The organism is Paraburkholderia sp. RCC_158 (assembly GCF_041355255.1).
In the GTDB taxonomy this organism is placed as follows: domain Bacteria; phylum Pseudomonadota; class Gammaproteobacteria; order Burkholderiales; family Burkholderiaceae; genus Paraburkholderia; species Paraburkholderia graminis.
The window spans coordinates 123048-142591 of sequence record NZ_JBFUPM010000011.1 but is presented as its reverse complement, the minus strand read 5'-3'; the positions used below and the strand labels follow the sequence as shown (position 1 = coordinate 142591).

Annotated in this window: 16 protein-coding genes; 10 read left to right on the top strand and 6 right to left on the bottom strand. The window is 63.4% G+C overall.

Features of this window, described 5'->3' with window-relative positions; all coding sequences use genetic code 11:
* Positions 1-15: 15 nt before the first annotated feature.
* The 3 genes from AB6809_RS21710 to AB6809_RS21700 form a co-directional block, all read right to left on the bottom strand.
* Positions 16-1101, bottom strand: coding sequence for a hypothetical protein (locus AB6809_RS21710; protein WP_192699000.1), 1086 nt, complete (start codon positions 1099-1101; stop codon positions 16-18).
* Between the two features lie 94 nt (positions 1102-1195).
* Positions 1196-2272, bottom strand: coding sequence for a cell division protein ZapE (gene zapE / locus AB6809_RS21705; RefSeq protein WP_371027133.1), 1077 nt, complete (start codon positions 2270-2272; stop codon positions 1196-1198).
* A 151-nt stretch (positions 2273-2423) separates the two neighbouring features.
* A complete protein-coding gene (locus tag AB6809_RS21700; protein ID WP_371027132.1) occupies positions 2424-3326 on the bottom strand; it encodes a YihY/virulence factor BrkB family protein in 903 nt (300 codons plus the stop codon).
* Positions 3327-3460: 134 nt separating this feature from the next.
* Here AB6809_RS21700 and AB6809_RS21695 point away from each other — a divergent pair, with 134 nt between their 5' ends.
* The 7 genes from AB6809_RS21695 (at position 3461) to AB6809_RS21665 (ending at position 11994) form a co-directional block, all read left to right on the top strand.
* On the top strand, positions 3461-4615 hold the full coding sequence (locus AB6809_RS21695; RefSeq protein ID WP_371027131.1) for a ligase-associated DNA damage response exonuclease: 1155 nt from the start codon (positions 3461-3463) through the stop codon (positions 4613-4615).
* Positions 4612-6297: an ATP-dependent DNA ligase gene (locus AB6809_RS21690; protein ID WP_006047053.1), complete on the top strand. Its 1686-nt coding sequence runs from the start codon at positions 4612-4614 to the stop codon at positions 6295-6297. Before AB6809_RS21695 ends, AB6809_RS21690 begins: the two co-directional genes overlap by 4 nt.
* A 128-nt stretch (positions 6298-6425) precedes the next feature.
* A complete protein-coding gene (locus AB6809_RS21685) occupies positions 6426-6884 on the top strand; it encodes a response regulator (protein ID WP_006047054.1) in 459 nt (152 codons plus the stop codon).
* Between the two features lie 255 nt (positions 6885-7139).
* A complete protein-coding gene (locus AB6809_RS21680; protein ID WP_053859132.1) occupies positions 7140-8006 on the top strand; it encodes an SDR family oxidoreductase in 867 nt (288 codons plus the stop codon).
* A 180-nt stretch (positions 8007-8186) separates the two neighbouring features.
* A complete protein-coding gene (locus tag AB6809_RS21675; RefSeq protein ID WP_371027130.1) occupies positions 8187-8747 on the top strand; it encodes a (2Fe-2S)-binding protein in 561 nt (186 codons plus the stop codon).
* Entirely contained in the window at positions 8744-9748 is a 1005-nt protein-coding gene (locus AB6809_RS21670) for a xanthine dehydrogenase family protein subunit M (protein ID WP_371027129.1), read from the top strand. The genes AB6809_RS21675 and AB6809_RS21670 overlap by 4 nt, the downstream gene beginning before the upstream one ends.
* Entirely contained in the window at positions 9745-11994 is a 2250-nt protein-coding gene (locus AB6809_RS21665; RefSeq protein WP_371027128.1) for a xanthine dehydrogenase family protein molybdopterin-binding subunit, read from the top strand. Before AB6809_RS21670 ends, AB6809_RS21665 begins: the two co-directional genes overlap by 4 nt.
* An 87-nt stretch (positions 11995-12081) precedes the next feature.
* Here the strand turns inward: AB6809_RS21665 and AB6809_RS21660 are convergent, their stop codons facing one another.
* Complete coding sequence (locus tag AB6809_RS21660) at positions 12082-12501, bottom strand: PRC-barrel domain-containing protein (RefSeq protein ID WP_192698993.1); 420 nt, start codon at positions 12499-12501, stop codon at positions 12082-12084.
* Positions 12502-12705: 204 nt separating this feature from the next.
* On the opposite strand from AB6809_RS21660, the gene glgX reads away from it, so the two are divergent.
* The 3 genes from glgX (at position 12706) to AB6809_RS21645 (ending at position 17339) form a co-directional block, all read left to right on the top strand.
* Entirely contained in the window at positions 12706-14922 is a 2217-nt protein-coding gene (gene glgX, locus AB6809_RS21655; RefSeq protein ID WP_371027127.1) for a glycogen debranching protein GlgX, read from the top strand.
* Between the two features lie 107 nt (positions 14923-15029).
* A complete protein-coding gene (locus AB6809_RS21650) occupies positions 15030-15209 on the top strand; it encodes a DUF2934 domain-containing protein (protein ID WP_006047061.1) in 180 nt (59 codons plus the stop codon).
* A 57-nt stretch (positions 15210-15266) separates the two neighbouring features.
* Complete coding sequence (locus AB6809_RS21645; protein ID WP_371027126.1) at positions 15267-17339, top strand: AI-2E family transporter; 2073 nt, start codon at positions 15267-15269, stop codon at positions 17337-17339.
* 94 nt (positions 17340-17433) lie between these two features.
* Here the strand turns inward: AB6809_RS21645 and AB6809_RS21640 are convergent, their stop codons facing one another.
* Together AB6809_RS21640 and AB6809_RS21635 are read right to left on the bottom strand one after the other, a co-directional pair.
* A complete protein-coding gene (locus AB6809_RS21640) occupies positions 17434-17607 on the bottom strand; it encodes a hypothetical protein (protein ID WP_006047063.1) in 174 nt (57 codons plus the stop codon).
* A 147-nt stretch (positions 17608-17754) separates the two neighbouring features.
* Entirely contained in the window at positions 17755-19347 is a 1593-nt protein-coding gene (locus tag AB6809_RS21635; protein WP_371027124.1) for an FAD-dependent oxidoreductase, read from the bottom strand.
* Positions 19348-19544: the final 197 nt, after the last annotated feature.

Here is a 19544-nt window from a genome sequence, read left to right as displayed (position 1 = left end):
TTTTTTATCGTGAACTCAATTCGCAGGAATCGTCACGACGGGCGCCTTGCTGCTCGTATCGGCTTCCGCGAGCGCCATCAGATTCTGCACGACCGTGAACGCGTATTTCGAGTCGAAGTCGTTGCGGTCCACCCAATACGACGACGCGCCATACGGGATCATCACGTAGGCATTCTCGGGCGCGGTCTTGCCCGAATGAATGACGATGGTCGGCCTCGTCTCGCCGCCGATCAGGCCCACGGTCGGCTTCGTCGAACCGTCGCTGATGCGCTCGGCGGGCACCTGTGCCTGCGCGCCCAGATCGGTCAGGATGCCCAGCACCGAGCGTGTCACCATCGGAATCTTGTCGGCCTTCCGCCATGCCGACGACGGTCCGTAAACGATTTCGTAGCTGCGCGTATTCGACGAAAGATGCAGCAGCTTGCGCACACGCGCGACGTCGGCGGTGATTTGCGGCGAGTCGCCGCTGGTGGTTGCGCCCATCACGAGAAAGACGCGCATCGGCTCGTTCTTGTCGCCCGTGTTGCGCGATTCCACATTCAACTCGCCCGCGAGTTGCAGACGCCGCAACGCGCGCAGCAATTCGAAAAAGCCCGGCGCGCCGGCGCTGTTTTCACCGCCGAGCGCATTGCCGTTCTGCAAGCCGCCCACCGATTGCGCGGTAATGCGCAACAGCAGATCGATCGGAACGCCGCCTTCGGCGAGCGGCAGCACGAGCGCCGGCGCGAGCGGCCGGATATAAGCGGAGGCGAAGGCTTCACCGGTGGTCGGCGTGAACGTGAAAGTAGGGTGATTCGAGTACGACACGCTGCCGGTGGCAAGCGCATAGTTCGGCTGACTACCCGAGCCCACGTTTGCGGTCGCGCCGCCGCCGGCATCGAACGTATAGGCCGCGATGATGCTGCTGACCGTGAGAAACGCCGGTGCGTCGCCATAGCGCAAGCCGACCACGGCCGCGAGAATCTCGCGCTTTTTTGCATCGCCGAGTGCGCGGGCATAGTCGACCTGATCGGCCTTCAGGCGCGCGGGGCCAATATGCACGCAGGCGGAAGAAAGGCACGCCGCGCACAGTGCGGCGGCGACCGAAACGGCTTTGATCATCTCGGAGTGTTTATCCGCTGAAGAATGAAACTTCAACGGCGGTAGCACGGTGCATTCCCGTATCGATCGTATGCGGGTTTTTAAGCGTGCTGGCTTAGCGTTCGTCCGCTGTTTGCGCTGGCCGGTCCATCGCATCGTCGAGCGCATTCCGATAGCCGCGCGATTGCATTTCCGCGAGCCGGCTCAGCGTTCTCGACAGATCATGCGCGCCTTCGAGGCCGCCCAACGCGGCATGAATCGGTTGATCCGATGCAATGAACAGCGCGCGCTTGCGGTCGTAAAGAATGTCGACGAGCCATACGAGCCGCTGCAGCGTATGCGCTTTCGTGAGCCATTCGGTACGCACGTTGTCGACGATGAGCCCACGCCAGCGCTCGGCGAGATCGAGGTAGTCGAGATGTGAACGGCTTGCCACGCAAAGCGCTTCGAAGTCGGCCCAAAGAAGAGCCGCGCCGACCGCGCGCGCAATCAGCGGGCGGCCCGCTGCGCTGAGCTTCGTCGCGTCGAGTGCGCCGCTGCTTTCGTAGCGCAGAAAAACATCGCGCAGCGCGTCGCCGGTCGCGGCATCGAGTGGAGAAAAGAAACGCGGCGACGGATGCGCCTGACCGCCGAAGCGATAATCGCGGGCGCCGTCGAAATGAATCACGCGAAAGTGCTGCCTGATCTGCCCGATGGTCGGCAAGAAGCGCTCGTGAAACTCCGGGTCGGACAATAGATGCTCCGGCGCGTAGTTCGACGTCAGCATGATGCGCGTGCCGAGCGCGATGGCCGTGTCGAGAAAGCGGCCCATCAGAAACGCGTCGGCAATGTCGTGCACATGGAATTCGTCGAAGCACAACAGCTCGATGCCATCGAGCCATTGCTTCGACACGGAGCCGAGCCGGTCGTCGCCACGCGGTTCGTTCACGAGGCGCCGGTTCATCTCGCGCAGAAACTCGTGAAAATGCAGACGCCGCTTGCGGCAATCCGCGAGTTCGAACACGGTATCGACCACGAGGCTTTTGCCGCGTCCAGGCAGTCCGTGGCAATACACGCCCTGGTATCGTGAGTGAAAATCGCGCGCAGCCGGGCGGAGTAATTCGGCGAGCGCCGCGATGGCCTCGCGTTGCCTCGCATCGGCAACGATGCCGCGGGCGGCGAGACTGTTTTCGATCAGCGCTTCATCCAGCATAGGGTGCGCTGTTGTATCGACAGGGGTTTATCTTGTGGCGCTGAACGGCGCTCATGATCGAATCCCGTAAGTGCGCCGGAATGGAAGCGGCGAATGCGCGTAATGTTACCGCAGCGTTTTGGTCGCGCTGCGCCTTGCTGCGAGAACACACTCAGCCGGTTTTAATCGGCTGCTTCGGCGCGTCTTGCGGCTCGAGGCCGAAGCGCTCGTATTGCGCGATCACCTGTGCGCCGAACAGCAGCAGCGTCGCCAGCCATTCCAGGCTGAACAGAATCACGATCGCCATCGTGAGCGAGCCGTACACCACGCTGACCTGCGAAAGCGTCGCGAAGTACCACACGAGAACATGCCGCGTGATCTCCCACAACACGGCCGCGACAATACCGCCGAACAGCGCGTGTTTCAGCGAAGGCCGTCCTACCGGCATCACCATATAAATCGACGTCAGCACAAAAATCTCACCGGCGAGACCCAGCAGATACAGCAGCACGCGCGACGCACCTTGCAACGAAACATAGGTGCCGAACAGATCGATGCCTGCGGCGCCGACCGCTTCGAGTCCACTCGACACAACGGTGACGATCAACGCGCCGACGCCGAGGAACAGGATGTAGCAATACGGCAGCAGCGCCGACAGCAAAAAATGCCGCCGCCGTATGACCACGCGATGCACGAAGATCAGCGACATCGCGTTTTCGAGCACGGTGAACGCGAGCGAACTGAAGAACAGCATGGTGACGAACAGCACCCAGCCGACCACCGCGCGATGCGCGAGGAAATTGGCGAGTTCATGCACGAGCGCCTTCGACTGGCCAGGCACGAGCCACTGCAGAAGATGCCCCAGCGCGGACAACAAAACGTGTTGCGGCACGATGCGCGACAGTGCGATGACGATGAGTATCATCAGCGGCACGATGGAAAGCAGCGCGTAATACGCGACCGCGCCGGCGAGCAGCAGTCCCTGGTTCGCGCGAAACGCTTTGAGCGCGTCGAGCGTAAACCGGCCCGGATGTTTCGCGACGTACAGCGTGCGTCGATCGATGGTGAAGTGCATGGGTCCTCGCAACAAGCGCGTTTCGCGCCGCCGATGAGCGGCGCATTCCGACACGCCTGATCGCAAAGACAAGCAAGAAAGCCGCCATGCGCATGACAGTGCAGCCGGGAATAACCTTTGCTTGATACGGCGACATGGCATCCGAACCCACCTCGAATATCGCAGCGGACAATGCCGGCCCCGGGGATCTCGTCATCGCACGGCCCGAGGGTTTGTATTGTCCGCCGGGCGATTTTTATATCGATCCGTGGCAGCCCGTCGAGCGCGCCGTGATCACGCATGCGCACTCGGATCATGCGCGCTTCGGGCATCGGCACTATCTTGCATCGCGCGCGGGCGCGAACGTGCTGCTCTCGCGTCTGCCCGACATCTCGCTGCAAACGCTCGCGTACGGCGAGCGGCTCGACATCAACGGCGTCACTGTCTCGCTGCATCCGGCGGGACATGTGCTCGGTTCCGCGCAATTGCGCATCGAATACGGTGGCCGCGTGTGGGTCGCATCGGGCGACTACAAGCTGGACCCCGACCCGACCTGCGATGCATTCGAGCCCGTGCGTTGCGATACATTCATCACCGAATCCACCTTCGGTCTGCCGATCTATCGATGGGACACGCCGCAAACCGTGTTCGACGGAATCGATTCATGGTGGCGTCACAATGCGGCCCAGGGGCGCGCGTCCGTGTTGTTCTGCTATTCGTTCGGCAAGGCGCAGCGGGTGCTGGCGAGCGTCGACGCGGGCATCGGACCGATCTTCTGTCATGGCGCGGTCGAGCCGCTCAACCGCGCGTATCGCGAGGCCGGCGTGCGCTTGCCGCCGGTACGGCTCGTCAGCGAAATTCCGCCGAAAGAGAAGGCCACGTTCAAACAGGCGCTGATCGTCGCGCCGCCGTCGGCGCAAGGCAGCGCGTGGCTCAAACGCTTCGGCGACTATAGCGACGCTTTCGCGTCGGGCTGGATGCGCCTGCGCGGCGCGCGCCGCAGGCGCGGCGTCGACCGCGGCTTCGTGCTCTCCGATCATGCGGATTGGCCCGCGCTGCAAACGGCGATTCACGCGAGCGGCGCACAGCGCGTCATCGTCACGCATGGATCGGTTGAACCGATGGTGCGCTGGCTGCGCGAGCAAGGGCTCGAAGCGGGAGCCTTCGCGACGCAATACGGCGACGACACGGTCGAAGCCGATGCGTTGGGCAGCGTCGAAACCGTCACGCAAGACTCGGTGACACATGCACCGGGCGACGAAGCCCGCGCGCCCGCATTCGACGCCCACGATACCGCGAGCCGTTCATGAAGCGCTTCGCCGCTCTTTACACCGCGCTCGACGCGACCACTTCCACGCATGACAAGCTCGAAGCGCTCACGAGTTATTTCTCCGTGGCCGAGCCTGAAGATGCCGCGTGGGCATCGTATTTTCTGGCGGGCGGCAAGCCGCGGCAATCGGTGCCCACGCGTCTTCTGACCGAGTTCGCGCGCGAACGCGCCGGCTTGCCCGCATGGCTTTTCGAAGAGTCGTATCACGCAGTGGGCGATCTGGCGGAGACCATCGCGCATATCCTGCCGCCCGCGCAACGCAGCTCCGAACTCGGCCTCACACAATGGATCGAGCAGCGCGTGCTGATCTTGCGCGGTCTTCCGCCGGACGAATTGCGCACGCGTCTTTTCAGCTATTGGGACGAACTCGACTGGAGCGGCCGCTTCTTGCTCACGAAGCTGATCGGCGGCGGCTTTCGTGTCGGGGTCGCGCGGCAACTCGTCGTGCGAGCGCTCGCGGAAGTGGCCGGTGTCGACCATAAGCGGATCGCGCAACGCATGGTCGGATGGACGGATTCGCGGCAAAAGCCGGACGCCGCGCGCTATCTGCGGCTGATCGCGCCCGAGGCATCAGAACTTGCCGGCGACGATGCGCAGCATCCAACAGAGCGGCACGACAGCGATCTCGGCCTGCCGTATCCGTTCTTTCTCGCGCATCCGTTGCAGGCCGATCCCGAGACGCTCGGCGATCCGTCGCACTGGCTGATCGAATGGAAGTGGGACGGCATACGTGCGCAACTCGTCAAACGTGCGGGACGCGTGTGGTTGTGGTCGCGCGGCGAGGACCTGATCACCGATCGCTTTCCCGAAGTCACCGCGTTGGGCGAGGCGTTGCCCGACGGCTTCGTGATAGACGGCGAGATTCTTGCGTGGGAGCCGGGCGCTATCGCGCCATTGCCGTTCGCGCGTTTGCAACCGCGCATCGCGCGCAAGACGCTGACGAAAAAAATTCTCGCCGATTCGCCCGCTGCATTGCTCGCTTACGATCTGCTCGAAGCGGACGGCAAAGATTTGCGCATGACGCCGCTCGTCGAACGGCGTGCGCGTCTCGACGCGCTGGCGGCATCGCTCGACACCACGCTTGCGCGCGATCTGCTGCGCGTATCGCCGCTCGTATCGGCAGCCGATTGGCAGACGTTGGCTGCACTGCGTGAAGAAAGCCGCGCGCGCGGCGTCGAAGGCTTCATGCTGAAGGAGCGCGAGTCGTTGTATGGCGTGGGCCGCACGAAGGCTTCGGGTACGTGGTGGAAATGGAAGATCGATCCGTATGCGGTGGACGCCGTACTGGTTTACGCGCAGCGCGGACACGGCCGGCGTGCGAGCCTGTACACCGACTTCACGTTCGCAGTGTGGGACGAAGCCAATGGCGTGCGCACGCTCGTGCCGTTCGCCAAGGCGTATTCGGGTCTTACCGATGAGGAAATGCGCCAGGTTGACGCAATCGTGCGCAAGACTACGATCGAGAAGTTCGGACCGGTGCGCAGCGTGACGCCGACACTCGTATTCGAAATCGGCTTTGAAGGCATCCAGGCGAGTACGCGTCATAAATCCGGCGTGGCGGTGCGTTTTCCGCGCATGCTGCGCTGGCGCACGGACAAGCATATCGACGACGCCGATACGCTCGCGATGCTCAAGGGTTTCATCGACGATCGGGCCGCATAAGCGCCGCAGTCATTCACCAAGCATCTAAGCCACACCATGTAAGCAACAACAACGCGGCGCGGGAGCGAATCTTGCGGCCGTGCGCCGGGTGCCGCATAGCGGCGCACGCGACGATCAAGGAGAAGAAGGTGACGCTCGATAACCGATTCGACGACAGCGAAGACGTGGTCGTATGGCGGCCGATCCAGTATGCGATGGCGTCGCACCGTCGCGTGCTGGTGGTGGACGACTATCGTGAAGCAGCCGATGCGCTGCAGATGCTGCTGAACGCGGACGGATTCGAATGCCGCGCGCTGGACGACCCGCACGCGGTATGCGATATGGCGTCGGAGTGGCAACCGTTTGCCGTCGTGCTCGACATCAAGATGCCGGGAATCGACGGCCTCGAACTTGCGCGGCGCTTGCGGGCGCATCCATCGACGGCGCATATGCTGCTTGTTGCGTGCACCGCTTTCGCCTCGCGCGACGACCGCGCCCGCGCGCGCGCGGTGGGTTTCGACGCGCATTGCGCGAAGCCGTTGACGCCCGAACGGCTCTTGCGCGTGCTCGAATCGGCTGCTGCGCTGCATGCGGCGGGGCCGCCGTAAAGCCTGCGCGGCCTTTGAAAAAACTGCGATTGCCGTTTCGCTGCATATGCTTGCCGATTCCCTCTATTTGCGCAGATCGCGGCGCGAGCGCCACACTTCATCCACGCGTTGTCCTCATCTTTTCCCAACATCTTCTACCGCCGCACGCATGCGCCGTAACAAACCGCATGTATGCAGGCCCGCCGGTTGCTGACCCTGTTGCAACGCCGTGCGTCTCGCACGCCGCACATGTTCATCAGCACTCTGGAGGATCGTATGAGCGACAAGGAACGTCCTACGCCACCGTTCGACGGACAGCAGCAGGATCAAACGCCGGGCCGCACCGCGCCGATGCAGCCGCAGCCCGATCACGGCGAGAAATCGTATAAGGGCTCGGGCCGCCTCGCCGGCAAGGCGGCGATCATCACGGGCGGCGACAGCGGCATTGGCCGCGCGGTCGCCATTGCGTTCGCGCGCGAAGGCGCGGACGTGCTGATCGCGTATCTCAACGAAGACGACGACGCGCGCGAAACCGCGCGCTGGGTCGAAGAAGCGGGCCGCAAGGCGGTGCTGGTGCCGGGCGACATCACCGATCGCGCGCATTGCAATGCGATCGTCGACAAGGCCGTGCAGGCATTCGGCCGGCTGGACGTGCTCGTGAACAACGCCGCGTACCAGATGACGTACCCGTCGCTCGACGCGATCACGGACGACGAGTGGGACAAGACCTTCGATACCAACATCGGCGCGATGTTCAGGATCTCGCGCGCGGCGGTCAAGCACATGAAGCCGGGCGGCGCGATCGTGAACACGACGTCGATCAACGCGGACCATCCGAACCCCGGCCTGCTCGCGTACGCGACGACCAAGGGCGCGATTCAGAACTTCACCGGCGGACTCGCGCAACTGCTCGCGGAGAAGGGCATTCGCGTGAATTGCGTCGCGCCGGGGCCGATCTGGACGCCGCTGATTCCATCGACGATGCCGCCTGAGAAGGTCGAAAAATTCGGCCAGCAAGTGCCGATGAAGCGGCCAGGCCAACCCGCCGAACTCGCGCCCGCTTACGTGATGCTCGCCTCCGACGAAGCGAGCTACATTTCGGGCGCAACGATTGCAGTCACGGGCGGCTCGCCGATTATTTAGGCATATTGATTGAATCTCGACGCAAGCGAACCGCAGTCTGTGCGCTAGTGCAGACAGCGGTTCGTGCGAGAACGTCCCCGATATTTCGACACGCGCCTTCCTGCCGGGCACGGCGTTTGCGCGCACCACTAGTTCTTCCTAGCGCTCGCTGTGCGTCACCCTCGTCAGGAGAACCTCCCCATGAATACACCCACTGCGGATACGCCGCTGGATGTCGCGCCGAGCGACGTCGAGCGCGTGCCGGTGAGCTTCGACATCAACGGCAAACAGCATGCATTCGGCGTCGAAGCCTGGACGTCGCTGCTCGATCTGCTGCGCGAACATTGCCATCTGACCGGCACCAAGAAGGGCTGCGACCACGGACAATGCGGCGCGTGCACCGCGATTGTGAACGGGCAGCGCATCAACACGTGCCTTGCGCTCGCGGTTATCTACGACGGCGCTTCGATCACCACGATCGAAGGACTCGCGAACGGCGAACAATTGCATCCCCTTCAACAGGCTTTCATCGATCACGATGCGTTTCAGTGCGGCTACTGCACGCCGGGGCAAATCTGCTCCGCCGTCGCGATGCTCGAGGAAGGCCACGCGAAAACCGCCGACGACGTGCGCGAACTGATGAGCGGCAACCTGTGCCGCTGCGGCGCGTACAACAACATCGTCGCCGCGATTCTCGACGTGTCCGAACCGGAGGAAGCGGCGGAGGCAGCCGAAGTCGGCGATGCAGGAGCGCGGCCATGAACCGCTTCTCCTACACACGCGCGAGCGAAGTGCCGCAAGCCATCGACCAGCATCGCGCGAACCGGGCGGCTGCGTTTATCGCAGGCGGCACGAATCTCGTGGACCTGTGGCGCGAGAACGTCGCGCATCCGCAGCTCGTGATCGACATCAACCGTTTGCCGCTTCGGCAAATCGAGCCGACCGCCGCGGGCGGACTCAAGATCGGCGCGCTCGTGACCAACAGCGCGGCCGCCTACGACGCGACGATAAGCGCGCGCTACCCGTTGCTCTCGAAGGCGATTCTCGCGGGCGCGTCGCCGCAGATTCGCAATGTGGCGAGCGTCGGCGGCAATCTGCTGCAACGCACGCGCTGCCTCTATTTCTACGACGCGGGCACGCGCTGCAACAAACGCGAGCCCGGCACCGGCTGTCCCGCAATGGAAGGCGTGAATCGCATGCATGCGATTCTTGGCGCAAGCGAGCATTGCATCGCCGTGCATCCGTCGGACATGTGCGTCGCATTGGCCGCGCTCGATGCAACGGTTCATCTGTCGGGGCCTGACGGTTCGCGCGTGCTGCCGTTCGCGGACTTCCACCGCTTGCCCGGCGACACACCGCACATCGACACGAACATGCGCGACGACGAGCTGATCACCGCCGTCGAGTTGCCGAAGCAGGGCTTCGCGGAACATCACGCTTACGTGAAAGTGCGTGACAGGGCTTCGTATGCGTTCGCGCTGGTCTCCGTTGCACTCGGGCTCGAGCTGGACGGCGACATCATCGTCAATGCGCATTGCGCGCTCGGCGGCGTTGCACACAAACCGTGGCGTAATACGGATGCCGAAGCATCGCTGCGCGGCAAGCCGCTGAATGCCGACACGGTGCGCAACTTCGCGACCGACATCCTGCGCGATGCGCGCGGCCGCCGCGGCAACGCGTTCAAGATCGAATTGACGGCGCGCGCCATCGAACGCGCCTTCGCGATGGCGGCGCAACGTTCACTGGAGGAGCACGCGCGATGAACCGCATTGAGACTTTGCCCGCGTTGCGTGCGAGCGGTGTGCCGCACAAGCGCGTCGACGGCCGGCTGAAAGTGACCGGCGCCGCGCAGTATGCGGCCGACTTCAGCGCCAACGGACTGACGTATGGCTTCGTCGTATCGAGCACGATCGCGGCGGGAACCATCGTGTCGATCGACTCATCGGCGGCACTCGCGTTGCCTGGCGTGCTGCATGTGCTGACCTGGCAGAATCGCCCGGAGTTGCCGCGCGAGGACAAGCCGTATAAAGACATGGTCGCGCCCGGCGGCAGCCCGCTCCGGCCGCTGTGGGACGATCGCGTGTGGTACAGCGGCCAGCCTGTCGCGCTGGTGCTCGCCGAGTCGCTCGAACTCGCGCGTCATGCGGCCTCGCTCGTCGACGTGCGTTATGAATCGGCGCCGCATCGAACGGAGATGGGCGAAGTGCTGATGAACGCCGAGCCGCCGTCCACGGAGAAGGGCGGCTTCGATCCGCCGCCCGAACCTCGCGGCGACGCCGACGCCGCGTTGGCGAACGCCGCGGCGCGCGTCGATGCGTTCTACAGCACGCCCGCGGAATATCACAATCCGATGGAAATGCATGGTTGCACGGTGGTGCCCGACGAGCATGGGCACTTGACCGTGTATGAAAAGACTCAGGGCGTCGTCAATACGAAGTCGTATCTGACGGCCGTGTTCGGTTTGAAGGACGATGAGTTGCAGGTCGTCTCGCCGTTCGTCGGCGGCGCGTTCGGCTCGGGTCTGAGGCCGCAGTATCACCTTGCGCTTGCGGTCATGGCCGCGCTTGAATTGAAGCGGCCGGTGCGTGTCACGCTGACGCGCCAGCAGATGTTCACGTTCGCGCATCGGCCGCAATCCATTCAGCGCGTGGCGCTCGGCGCTGATGCGGACGGCCGCTTGCAGGCGGTGATTCACGAGGCGGTGTCCGAGACCTCGCAGTACGAGGACTACTGTGACGTCGTGGTGAACTGGGCCGGCCAGATTTACCGATGCGAGAACGTGACGCTTGGCTACAAGGTCGCGCGGCTCGACGTGCCCACGCCCGCCGACATGCGCGCGCCGGGCGCCGCGCAAGGTCTTTTCCCGCTCGAAGTCGCGATGGACGAACTCGCGGAAGCATTGCGGATGGACCCGCTGCAACTGCGCCTCATCAACTACGCCGAGCGCGATGCGAACAAGAACCTGCCGTTCTCGAGCAAGGCGTTGCGCGACTGCTATCGCGAAGGCGCGGCGCGTTTCGGCTGGGACAAGCGGCCGCTCGCGCCACGCGCGCGGCGCGAGGGCACCGAACTGATCGGGTGGGGCATGGCGACGGGCGCGTGGGACGCGATGCAAAACGAAGCGTCGGCGCGCGCGGTGCTTACGCGCGATGGACGCGTGACCGTGTCCAGTTCAACCGCCGACATCGGCACCGGCACCTACACCGCGATGACGCAGATCGCAGCGGATGCACTCGGCGTGCCGCTGCAGGACGTGGTGTTCGAACTCGGCGATACGCGCCTGCCGAAGGCGCCGATAGAAGGCGGATCGTGGACGGTATCGTCGGTAGGCAGTGCGGTCGATGCCGCGTGCAAGCGGTTGCGCAATCGCCTTGTCGAACTGGCGCGGCAATATGGCGGCGGACGTTTCGCAAGCATTGATCGCGACGACATACGACGCATGGGCAAGCGCCTCGTGTGCGGTCACGGCACGGCCGACGCGATCGACATCGACGCGTTGCTCGAGCGCGCCGGGCTCGACAAGCTCGAAGAACAGGCCACCGTGAAGCCGCACGAAAAGCAGCAGGCGTATTCGATGGGCACCCATTCGGCGATCTTCGTCGAAGCGCGCGTGGACGAAGCGCTGGGCACCGTGCGCGTAACGCGCGTGGTGAGCGCGGTTGCGGCGGGGCACATCGTCAATCCGAAGACCGCGGCAAGCCAGGTGGCGGGCGGCGTGGTGTGGGGCATCAGCATGGCGCTGCATGAAGAAGGGCAGTTCGATCATGACATAGGCCGTCAGATGAACCATAACCTTGCCGAGTATCACGTGCCGGTCAACGCGGATATTCACGACATCGAGGTGCTCTTTGTCGAGGAGCACGACACGATCGTGAATCCGCTCGGCGTGAAGGGCGTGGGTGAAATCGGCGTGGTCGGCGTGGCGGCCGCGGTGAGCAACGCGATCTGGCATGCAACGGGCAAGCGCGTGCGCGACTTGCCGATTACGCTGGATAAACTGTTCGCGTGAGTTCGCTATGGCGAGGAGCGTAGCGCCGTGCCGCGGTGCATTGGCCGCGCTGCGCTCTCGCCACTTCGCGGCGCGCGAAATGCAGCGTCAATCCGCGTACTTGAATTCGGGCAATGCTTCGAGCGACTTTTTGGTCGCCTCCGGCAAAACGACACGACGGTTGGTAATCTGCAGATCGTTGAACGGAACGGCCACGAGATGCTTGCCGATGCCGAGGAATCCTCCGACGGACAGAATCGCGTAAGTGCTGCGGTCGCCGCCTGGCGAGACGATCAGATCGTCCACTGTGCCGATGGTGTCCTTGTTCTTGTTGAACACGTCCGCGCCGGTCAGCTTCGATGCGCGATAGCCGCTCGCGAGTTGCACGACGTCCGTGCGCTTTTCGGTAATCGCCTGCGGCGCGCCTTGCGCATGCGCGTTGCCGGAGAGCGAAAAAGGCGTTAGCGGCACGAGCGTGCTGACGAGCAGCGCTGCCGCGAGCAGCGCCTTGGATTGCATGCTTCGCATGATGGTTTCTCCTTGTTATGTCTCGCGCCGGTCGCGGCGCGTCGAGCCGAGTCGGCTTTCAAACGCGTTACCGCAAATTGCATGCCGCGTGGCCCCGTGGCGCGCGACGTCCAGGCCCGCGGATTGCTACAGGAGCGAGCCTCTTATCCGTATCGCCTACACTAAAAAGGCGCGTGCGCGCCCATGCTTCTCACAGGAAAACCTATGTCATCCCCGGCCAATTACTCGACGCGTATCGCGGAAGGCACGCCTTTCCCGCTTGGTGCGACATGGAACGGAAACGGCGTGAACTTCGCGCTGTTCTCGGCGCACGCAACGAAAGTCGAACTGTGTCTGTTCGATGAAACCGGTCAGCATGAAATCGAGCGCATCGAATTGCCGGAATATACCGACGAGGTCTGGCATGTGTTCGTGCCGAACCTGAAACCGGGCGCTGTGTACGGCTATCGCGTGCATGGTCCGTATGAGCCGGAGAAGGGTCATCGCTTCAATCCGAACAAGCTGCTGCTCGACCCTTACGCGAAGGCGCATATCGGCGAACTGAAATGGGCGCCGGAAATTTTCGGGTACACGCTCGATTCGGAAGAGGCGGATCTGTCGTTCGACGAGCGCGACAGCGCGCCCTTCGTGCCGAAGTGCAAGGTCGTGGACGCGAACTTTTCGTGGATTCATCCCGAACGCAATCCGTTGCCGTGGGACCGCGTGATCTTCTATGAAACGCATGTGCGCGGCTTCACGAAGCGTCATCCGCAAGTGCCGGAGAATCTGCGCGGCACCTTCGCCGGACTCGGGCAGAAGGCGGTGATCGACTACATCAGGAGCCTCGGCGTGACTTCGGTCGAACTGATGCCGATCCAGACCTTCGTCAACGACAGCTATCTGCTCGACAAGGGCCTCACGAACTACTGGGGCTATAACACCATCGGCTTCTTCGCGGCCGACCCGCGTTTCTTCGCGTCGAACAACGAGTCCGTCAGCGAGTTCAAGGGCATGGTGGACGCGTTTCATAACGCGAATCTCGAAGTGATTCTCGACGTGGTGTACAACCACACCGCCGAAGGCAACGAACGCGGGCCGACGCTCTCGTTCAAGGGCATCGACAACGCGTCGTACTATCGGCTGATGCCCGATGAGCCGCGCTATTACATCAACGATACGGGCACGGGCAATACGCTCAATCTCTCGCATCCGCGCGTGCTGCAGATGGTGACCGACAGCCTGCGCTACTGGGTGACGGAGATGAAGGTCGACGGTTTTCGTTTCGACCTCGCGACGATTCTCGGCCGCGAGCCGCACGGCTTCGACGAAGGCGGCGGCTTTCTCGACAGTTGCCGGCAAGACCCGGTGCTCTCGAGCGTGCGGCTTATCGCGGAGCCGTGGGATTGCGGCCCCGGCGGCTATCAGGTCGGCGGCTTTCCGCCGGGCTGGGCCGAATGGAACGACCGCTTTCGCGACACCGTGCGCGCGTACTGGAAGGGCGACGAGGGCATGGTCGCCGATCTCGCGACACGTCTCACCGGATCGGGCGACAAGTTCAATCATCGTGGGCGGCGTCCGTGGGCCAGCGTCAACTTTATCGCCGCGCACGACGGTTTCACGCTGAACGATCTTGTCTCGTACAACGACAAGCATAACGAGGCGAACGGCGAGGACAACAAGGACGGCCACTCGGATAACAAGTCGTGGAATATGGGCGTCGAAGGTCCAACCGACGACCCCGAGATTCGCCAGCAACGCGAGCGTCAGAAGCGCAATCTGCTTGCCACGCTGCTGCTCTCGCAAGGCACGCCGATGATTCTCGCGGGCGACGAGTTCGGCCGCACGCAGAAGGGCAACAACAACGCGTATTGCCAGGACAACGAGATCAGTTGGGTCGACTGGGAAGGTATCGACGACGACGGCCGCGCGCTCACCGAGTTCGTCAGGAATCTGACGACGCTTCGCCACCGCTTGCCGGTGCTGCGCCGCAGCCGCTTTCTGACGGGTGAGTACAACGAGGCGCTCGACGTGACCGATGCGCGCTGGCTCGCGCCGGACGGCACCGATCTCACCGCCGAGCAATGGGCCGATCCGCTGATGCGCTGCTTCGGTCTCGTGATCGACGGCCGCGCGCAGGCGAGCGGCATCCGCCGCCCCGCGTCGGATGCGACGTTGCTGCTAGTGCTCAATGCCCACCACGACGTCGTCAACTTTAAATTGCCCGACGTGCCCGAGGGCGAGCGCTGGACCTGCCTGCTCGATACCAACATGCCGGTGCGCCCAGACTTGCCGCAGTTCAGCGCCGGCGACGAGTATCAGGTCACCGCGCGTTCGTTGCTGCTGTTCGCACTCGAAGCGCCGAGCCGCGCGACGCAACGCGTGTTCGACAGACTCGAACAGCAACTCACTTCGGATGAAAGCGAAGCGCCGCCCGCTAGCTGAGCGGGAATAGCACTTGCTCTGCGTGGATGGCCACGCGCATTCGTCACGACGATGCGCGCGGCTTCGCCATGCCGGCATCCGCGAGACCTAAACCGTAGGGGACTCATATGGAACAGGAGCAGACCTCCCAGGAGGACCAGATCCGCACGCGCGCGTACTACCTGTGGGAGCATGCGCCGGAGCCGAAGGGCACGCCCGACGAGTACTGGGAACAGGCCCGCAGTGAGATCGAGAAGGAAGCGCCGCCAGTGGAAAGCGGGCCGATTGCAGAAGAGCCGAAAAAATAGCGTGATGACAGGGAGCGCCACAATCACAATCACAAGCGACAAGCAGCACGTAGCGCAATGAAGGACATTCCGGAACCGTCGCGCGGCGGGACGCCCACGCGCATCGACGCGCCGCCTGCCGCGTTCGGTCTCGATGCGCTGATCGCACTCGCGGTCGGCGCCGGTTTCGTCGCGTGCCTGTACTTCGCGCGCGCCGTGCTGATTCCGATGACGCTCGCGATTCTGCTGAGCTTTCTCGTCGCGCCGCTCGTCAAATGGTTGGGCCGACTGAAGCTTGGCCACGTTGCGTCGGTGTTTGCGGCCGTCGTGATGTCGATCTCGGTGATCGGTGTGCTGGGCGCGGTCATCACGATGCAGTTGAGCGACCTCGCCGCGGGCATGCCGCGTTATCAGGCGACGATCGAGCGCAAGATGGAAGCGGCGCACACGCTGACGGTGGGCAAGCTCGACCGTTTTGCGAAAGCCGCGGGCCAGGCGTTGCAACGCGCAACCGTCGAGCCGCCGCAACCGGAGCCGCGCCACGATGCGTCTTCTTCCGATGGCCGCGCGCCTGCCGCCGTGCCCGTCGAAGTGCGCGAGCCGGTGCCGACGCCGCTCGAAGTCGCGCGCCGCGTGTTGTCGCCGGCCATCAGTCCGCTGGAGACGGCGTTCATCGTATTCGTCGTGATGGTGGTGATCCTGTTGCAACGCGACGACTTGCGCGACCGCGCGATTCGTCTGTTCGGTTCGCGCGATCTGCACCGCACGACGATGGTGATGGACGAAGCCGCGCGGCGCTTGAGCCGCTACTTCGTTTCGCAGCTCGGATTGAATGCGGCCCTCGGCGTGGCGATTGGCGCGGGGCTTTTTTTTATCGGCGTGCCGAGTCCGATTCTGTGGGGCATCCTCGCGGCCTTGCTGCGGCTCGTGCCGTATGTCGGCATCTGGATCGCCTGCGGGCTGGCCACTGCGCTCGCCGCCGCGGTGAGTCCGGGTTGGGACATGGCGATCTGGTCGATTGCGCTCTTCGTGACGGTCGAACTGCTGGTGGGCCAGGTAGTCGAGCCGTTGCTGTACGGACGCAGCACGGGGCTCTCGCCGTTCTCGGTGGTCGTCGCGGCGATCTTCTGGAGCTGGATCTGGGGGCCCATTGGCCTGATCCTGTCGACGCCGTTGACGCTTTGCCTGCTCGTGCTCGGCCGACATATCCGGCGCCTGGAATTTCTCGACGTGATGCTCGGCGATCAGCCGGCGCTCACGCCGGTCGAAAATTTTTATCAGCGCGCACTTGCGGGCGATCCCGACGAAGCGATTGCGCAAGCCGAAGCGCTGCTGCGCGAGCGTTCGTTATCGGCTTACTACGACGAGGTGGCGATAAAGGGTTTGCAACTGGCCGCGAACGATGTCGTGCGCGGCAGCGTCACGGCGGTGCAGCTTGCACGCATCGAGTCGACCACGAACGATCTGGTCGATGGCCTCGATAGTTACGCCGACGAGCCGCCGCAGCACGCAGCAGAAAACGCAAGTGCTGAGATCGGACCGGTCGCGCCGTCGCGTGAAGGCCCGCCTGCTTCGACGGCAACGCATATGCTGTTCGCGAACCAGGCACGCGGCGCGGCCGATGAAGCACGCGAAAACGCCGCCGAGAGCGCAGAAGACGATACGCGCGAGCAAGCCTTGCAACGCGCGCCCGAACTGCCGCAGGCGCACACAATGCCGCGCGTCGGGAATCAACGCATCTTGTGCATTCCTGGGCGCGGCCCGCTCGATCCGCTTGCGACGACGATCATGCTGCAGTTGCTCGGCAAGCACGGCTTCACGGCGCGCGCATTGCCGCATGAAGCGGCATCGCGTGCGTCGATCGACCGGATGGACGCCGACGATGTCGGTATCGTGTGCCTTCTCTATCTTCAGATAGACGGCATTCCCTCGCATTTGCGCTACATGGTCCGGCGCATTCGCGCGCGCTTGCCGAACGTGTCGATTATCGTCGGACTATGGACGCCCGAAGATCTGCAAAAGTGGAGCGTCGATCTGCAAAACGCGATGGGCGCCGAATGCTACGTGACTTCCTTGCAGGAGATGCTGGCCGCTTGCCATTTGTGCGGCAGCACGACGCGCGATGAATCGCTAGCGGTGGCTAACGGATAACAACGGACGCAACCCGCGCATGTAAAAAACGCCCGGCGCTTGCGCGTCCGGGCGTTGTGCATTGTGCATCGCTGCATCGCGATGCGGATGCTATTTATTTGCCGGTAGCTTCCCCATCGTCGGACGAAGAATCTTCGTCGTCGGTCACGATTTTGGTGGTGCCGCCGGTAGAGGGCGGATCGCTCGCCGGAAACGTGTCTTCAACTTCCTTGTCGATCTGCTTCTCCGTCTTGTCGGCGTTCGGATGTTGTTCCTTGGGTTCTGGCATGGCGCTTCTCCTTTAGCTAACGAATGGTGTGCGCAAAAAAGACACGCGGTTCGCGCGGCCCACGTGCGGTGCTTTTTACATGAGCATGTAGAGTTGAACGATAAGCCGGTACGCTTCGATTCGAAGCAGCCTGTTTTTCACTTTGGTTCAGCTTCTGTCGCACGAGTCGCGCCCGACAATCCGCAATGCCTGCGCGCATGTGAGCGGGCCGCGGCGCATCGCGTCGATCAGATGCGCGGTCTGCGCGTCGCGTTCGCAGGCAAGCACGGCGGCCACGTTGTCGTCCTTCACATAGAGCGCGGCAAAATCCTGACGATCCAGATCGCCGTCGACGACAAGCTCGTCCCACTCGCTTGCATGGCCGAGGTATTCGAAGTTCTTGCCGAAGTGATAGGTCCAGAAAAACGGCACACCGCTGTAACGGTTGCGCGCTCCGCACATGTTTTGAGCCGCGATGCGCGCATGTTGCTGCGCGACGCGCCAATGTTCTATCCGCAACGGCTCCTCGTTTTCGCGCAGCGGAAACACGGCGATGTCGCCTGCGGCATAGAGACCCGGCGCGGCCTGCATGCCCGCGTTCACGATTACGCCGCCATCTTTCTGCAACGGCAAGCCGTCGATAAACCCGGTCGCAGGCGTAACGCCGGTGCCCAACAGCACGAGGTCCGCCGGAATATGTTCGCCGCTTTCGAGCATCACTTCATGCACATTGCCTTCTTCGCCTTCGAGCGAAGCAACCCTCGCTTGCAGATGAAACTTGACACCATTGCGTTCATGCAACTCGCGAAACATTGCACCGATGCGCTCGCCGAACTGCTTCGCAAAGGGCACCTTATCCGGCGAAATAACCGTGACCTGCACGCCGCGTTTGCGCAGCGCGGCTGCGGTTTCGAGCCCGATGAAACTGCTGCCGAGAATGGCGACTTGCACGGAGCCGGCGTTTTCCGAGGGGCCGCCGGCATCCGCGTCGCCGAGCGCTTCGACAATCGCGGTGGCGTCGTCGAGATGACGCAGCACATACACGCCGCCGAGTTCGCAGCCCGGAATTCGCGGCACTTTCGGCGTGCTGCCGCTGGCGAGCAAGGCCGTGTCGTACGTCAGTTCGCCGCCGCTTTCCAGATGAATCGTGCGATTGCGCACGTCGAGCCGCGCGACCTTCGCGACGATCCGCTCGACGCGGTGCTGCTCGTACCAGTCGGGCCCGAGCAGCGGCGGCACGTCGGCGGGAGGCATTTCGGCGGACGGGACAAACTTGCTAAGCGATGTGCGGTCGTAGGGCGCGTGCGGTTCATCGCCGATCAGCGTGAGGCGCCCCGTAAAGCCATATTCGCGCAGCGCCGCGCAGGCGGCCGCGCCGGCCGCGCCCGCGCCGATCACCGCGAAGTGCGGCTCTTGCGTCGCGGCGGGTTCGGTTTCGTCCGGCAGCTTGTCGGGCGTGACCATGACGTCGTCGCCGTCGACGATCACCGCGTAACGTTTGAGCGGCACCAGCGGCGGCGGCTCCAGCACCTTGCCGGTGGCCGCATCGAAAGTGCCTTTGTGCCACGGACAAATGATCCTGCCGCGGCATAGCGCGCCTTCTTCGAGCGGTCCGCCTGCGTGCGGACAGTCGGCGGAATACGCGCGCACCACGTCGCCGTCGCGGATCAGCATGATCTTTTCACCGTCCACGACAACGCGTTGGCCCCGGTCTTCGCGCAGTTGCGAAAGCTGGGCAACGTGTCGGGCGGTGGTGGGCATGCTGGTTTCCGTGAACGTAATCAGCAGGATTCGGCGCGGCAGGATGCCGCAGCGATTCGGCGACTCGGGAGAATGCGAAACTCGTTGCGTGAGCAGCAATTCATGTGCCCAACACGCCCTGATAAATCAGTTAAGCAGAAACGTTCGCGTTTCTTCGCGCGTCGCTATGTACATGGCCGAAAGTGGGGTAGATTCCT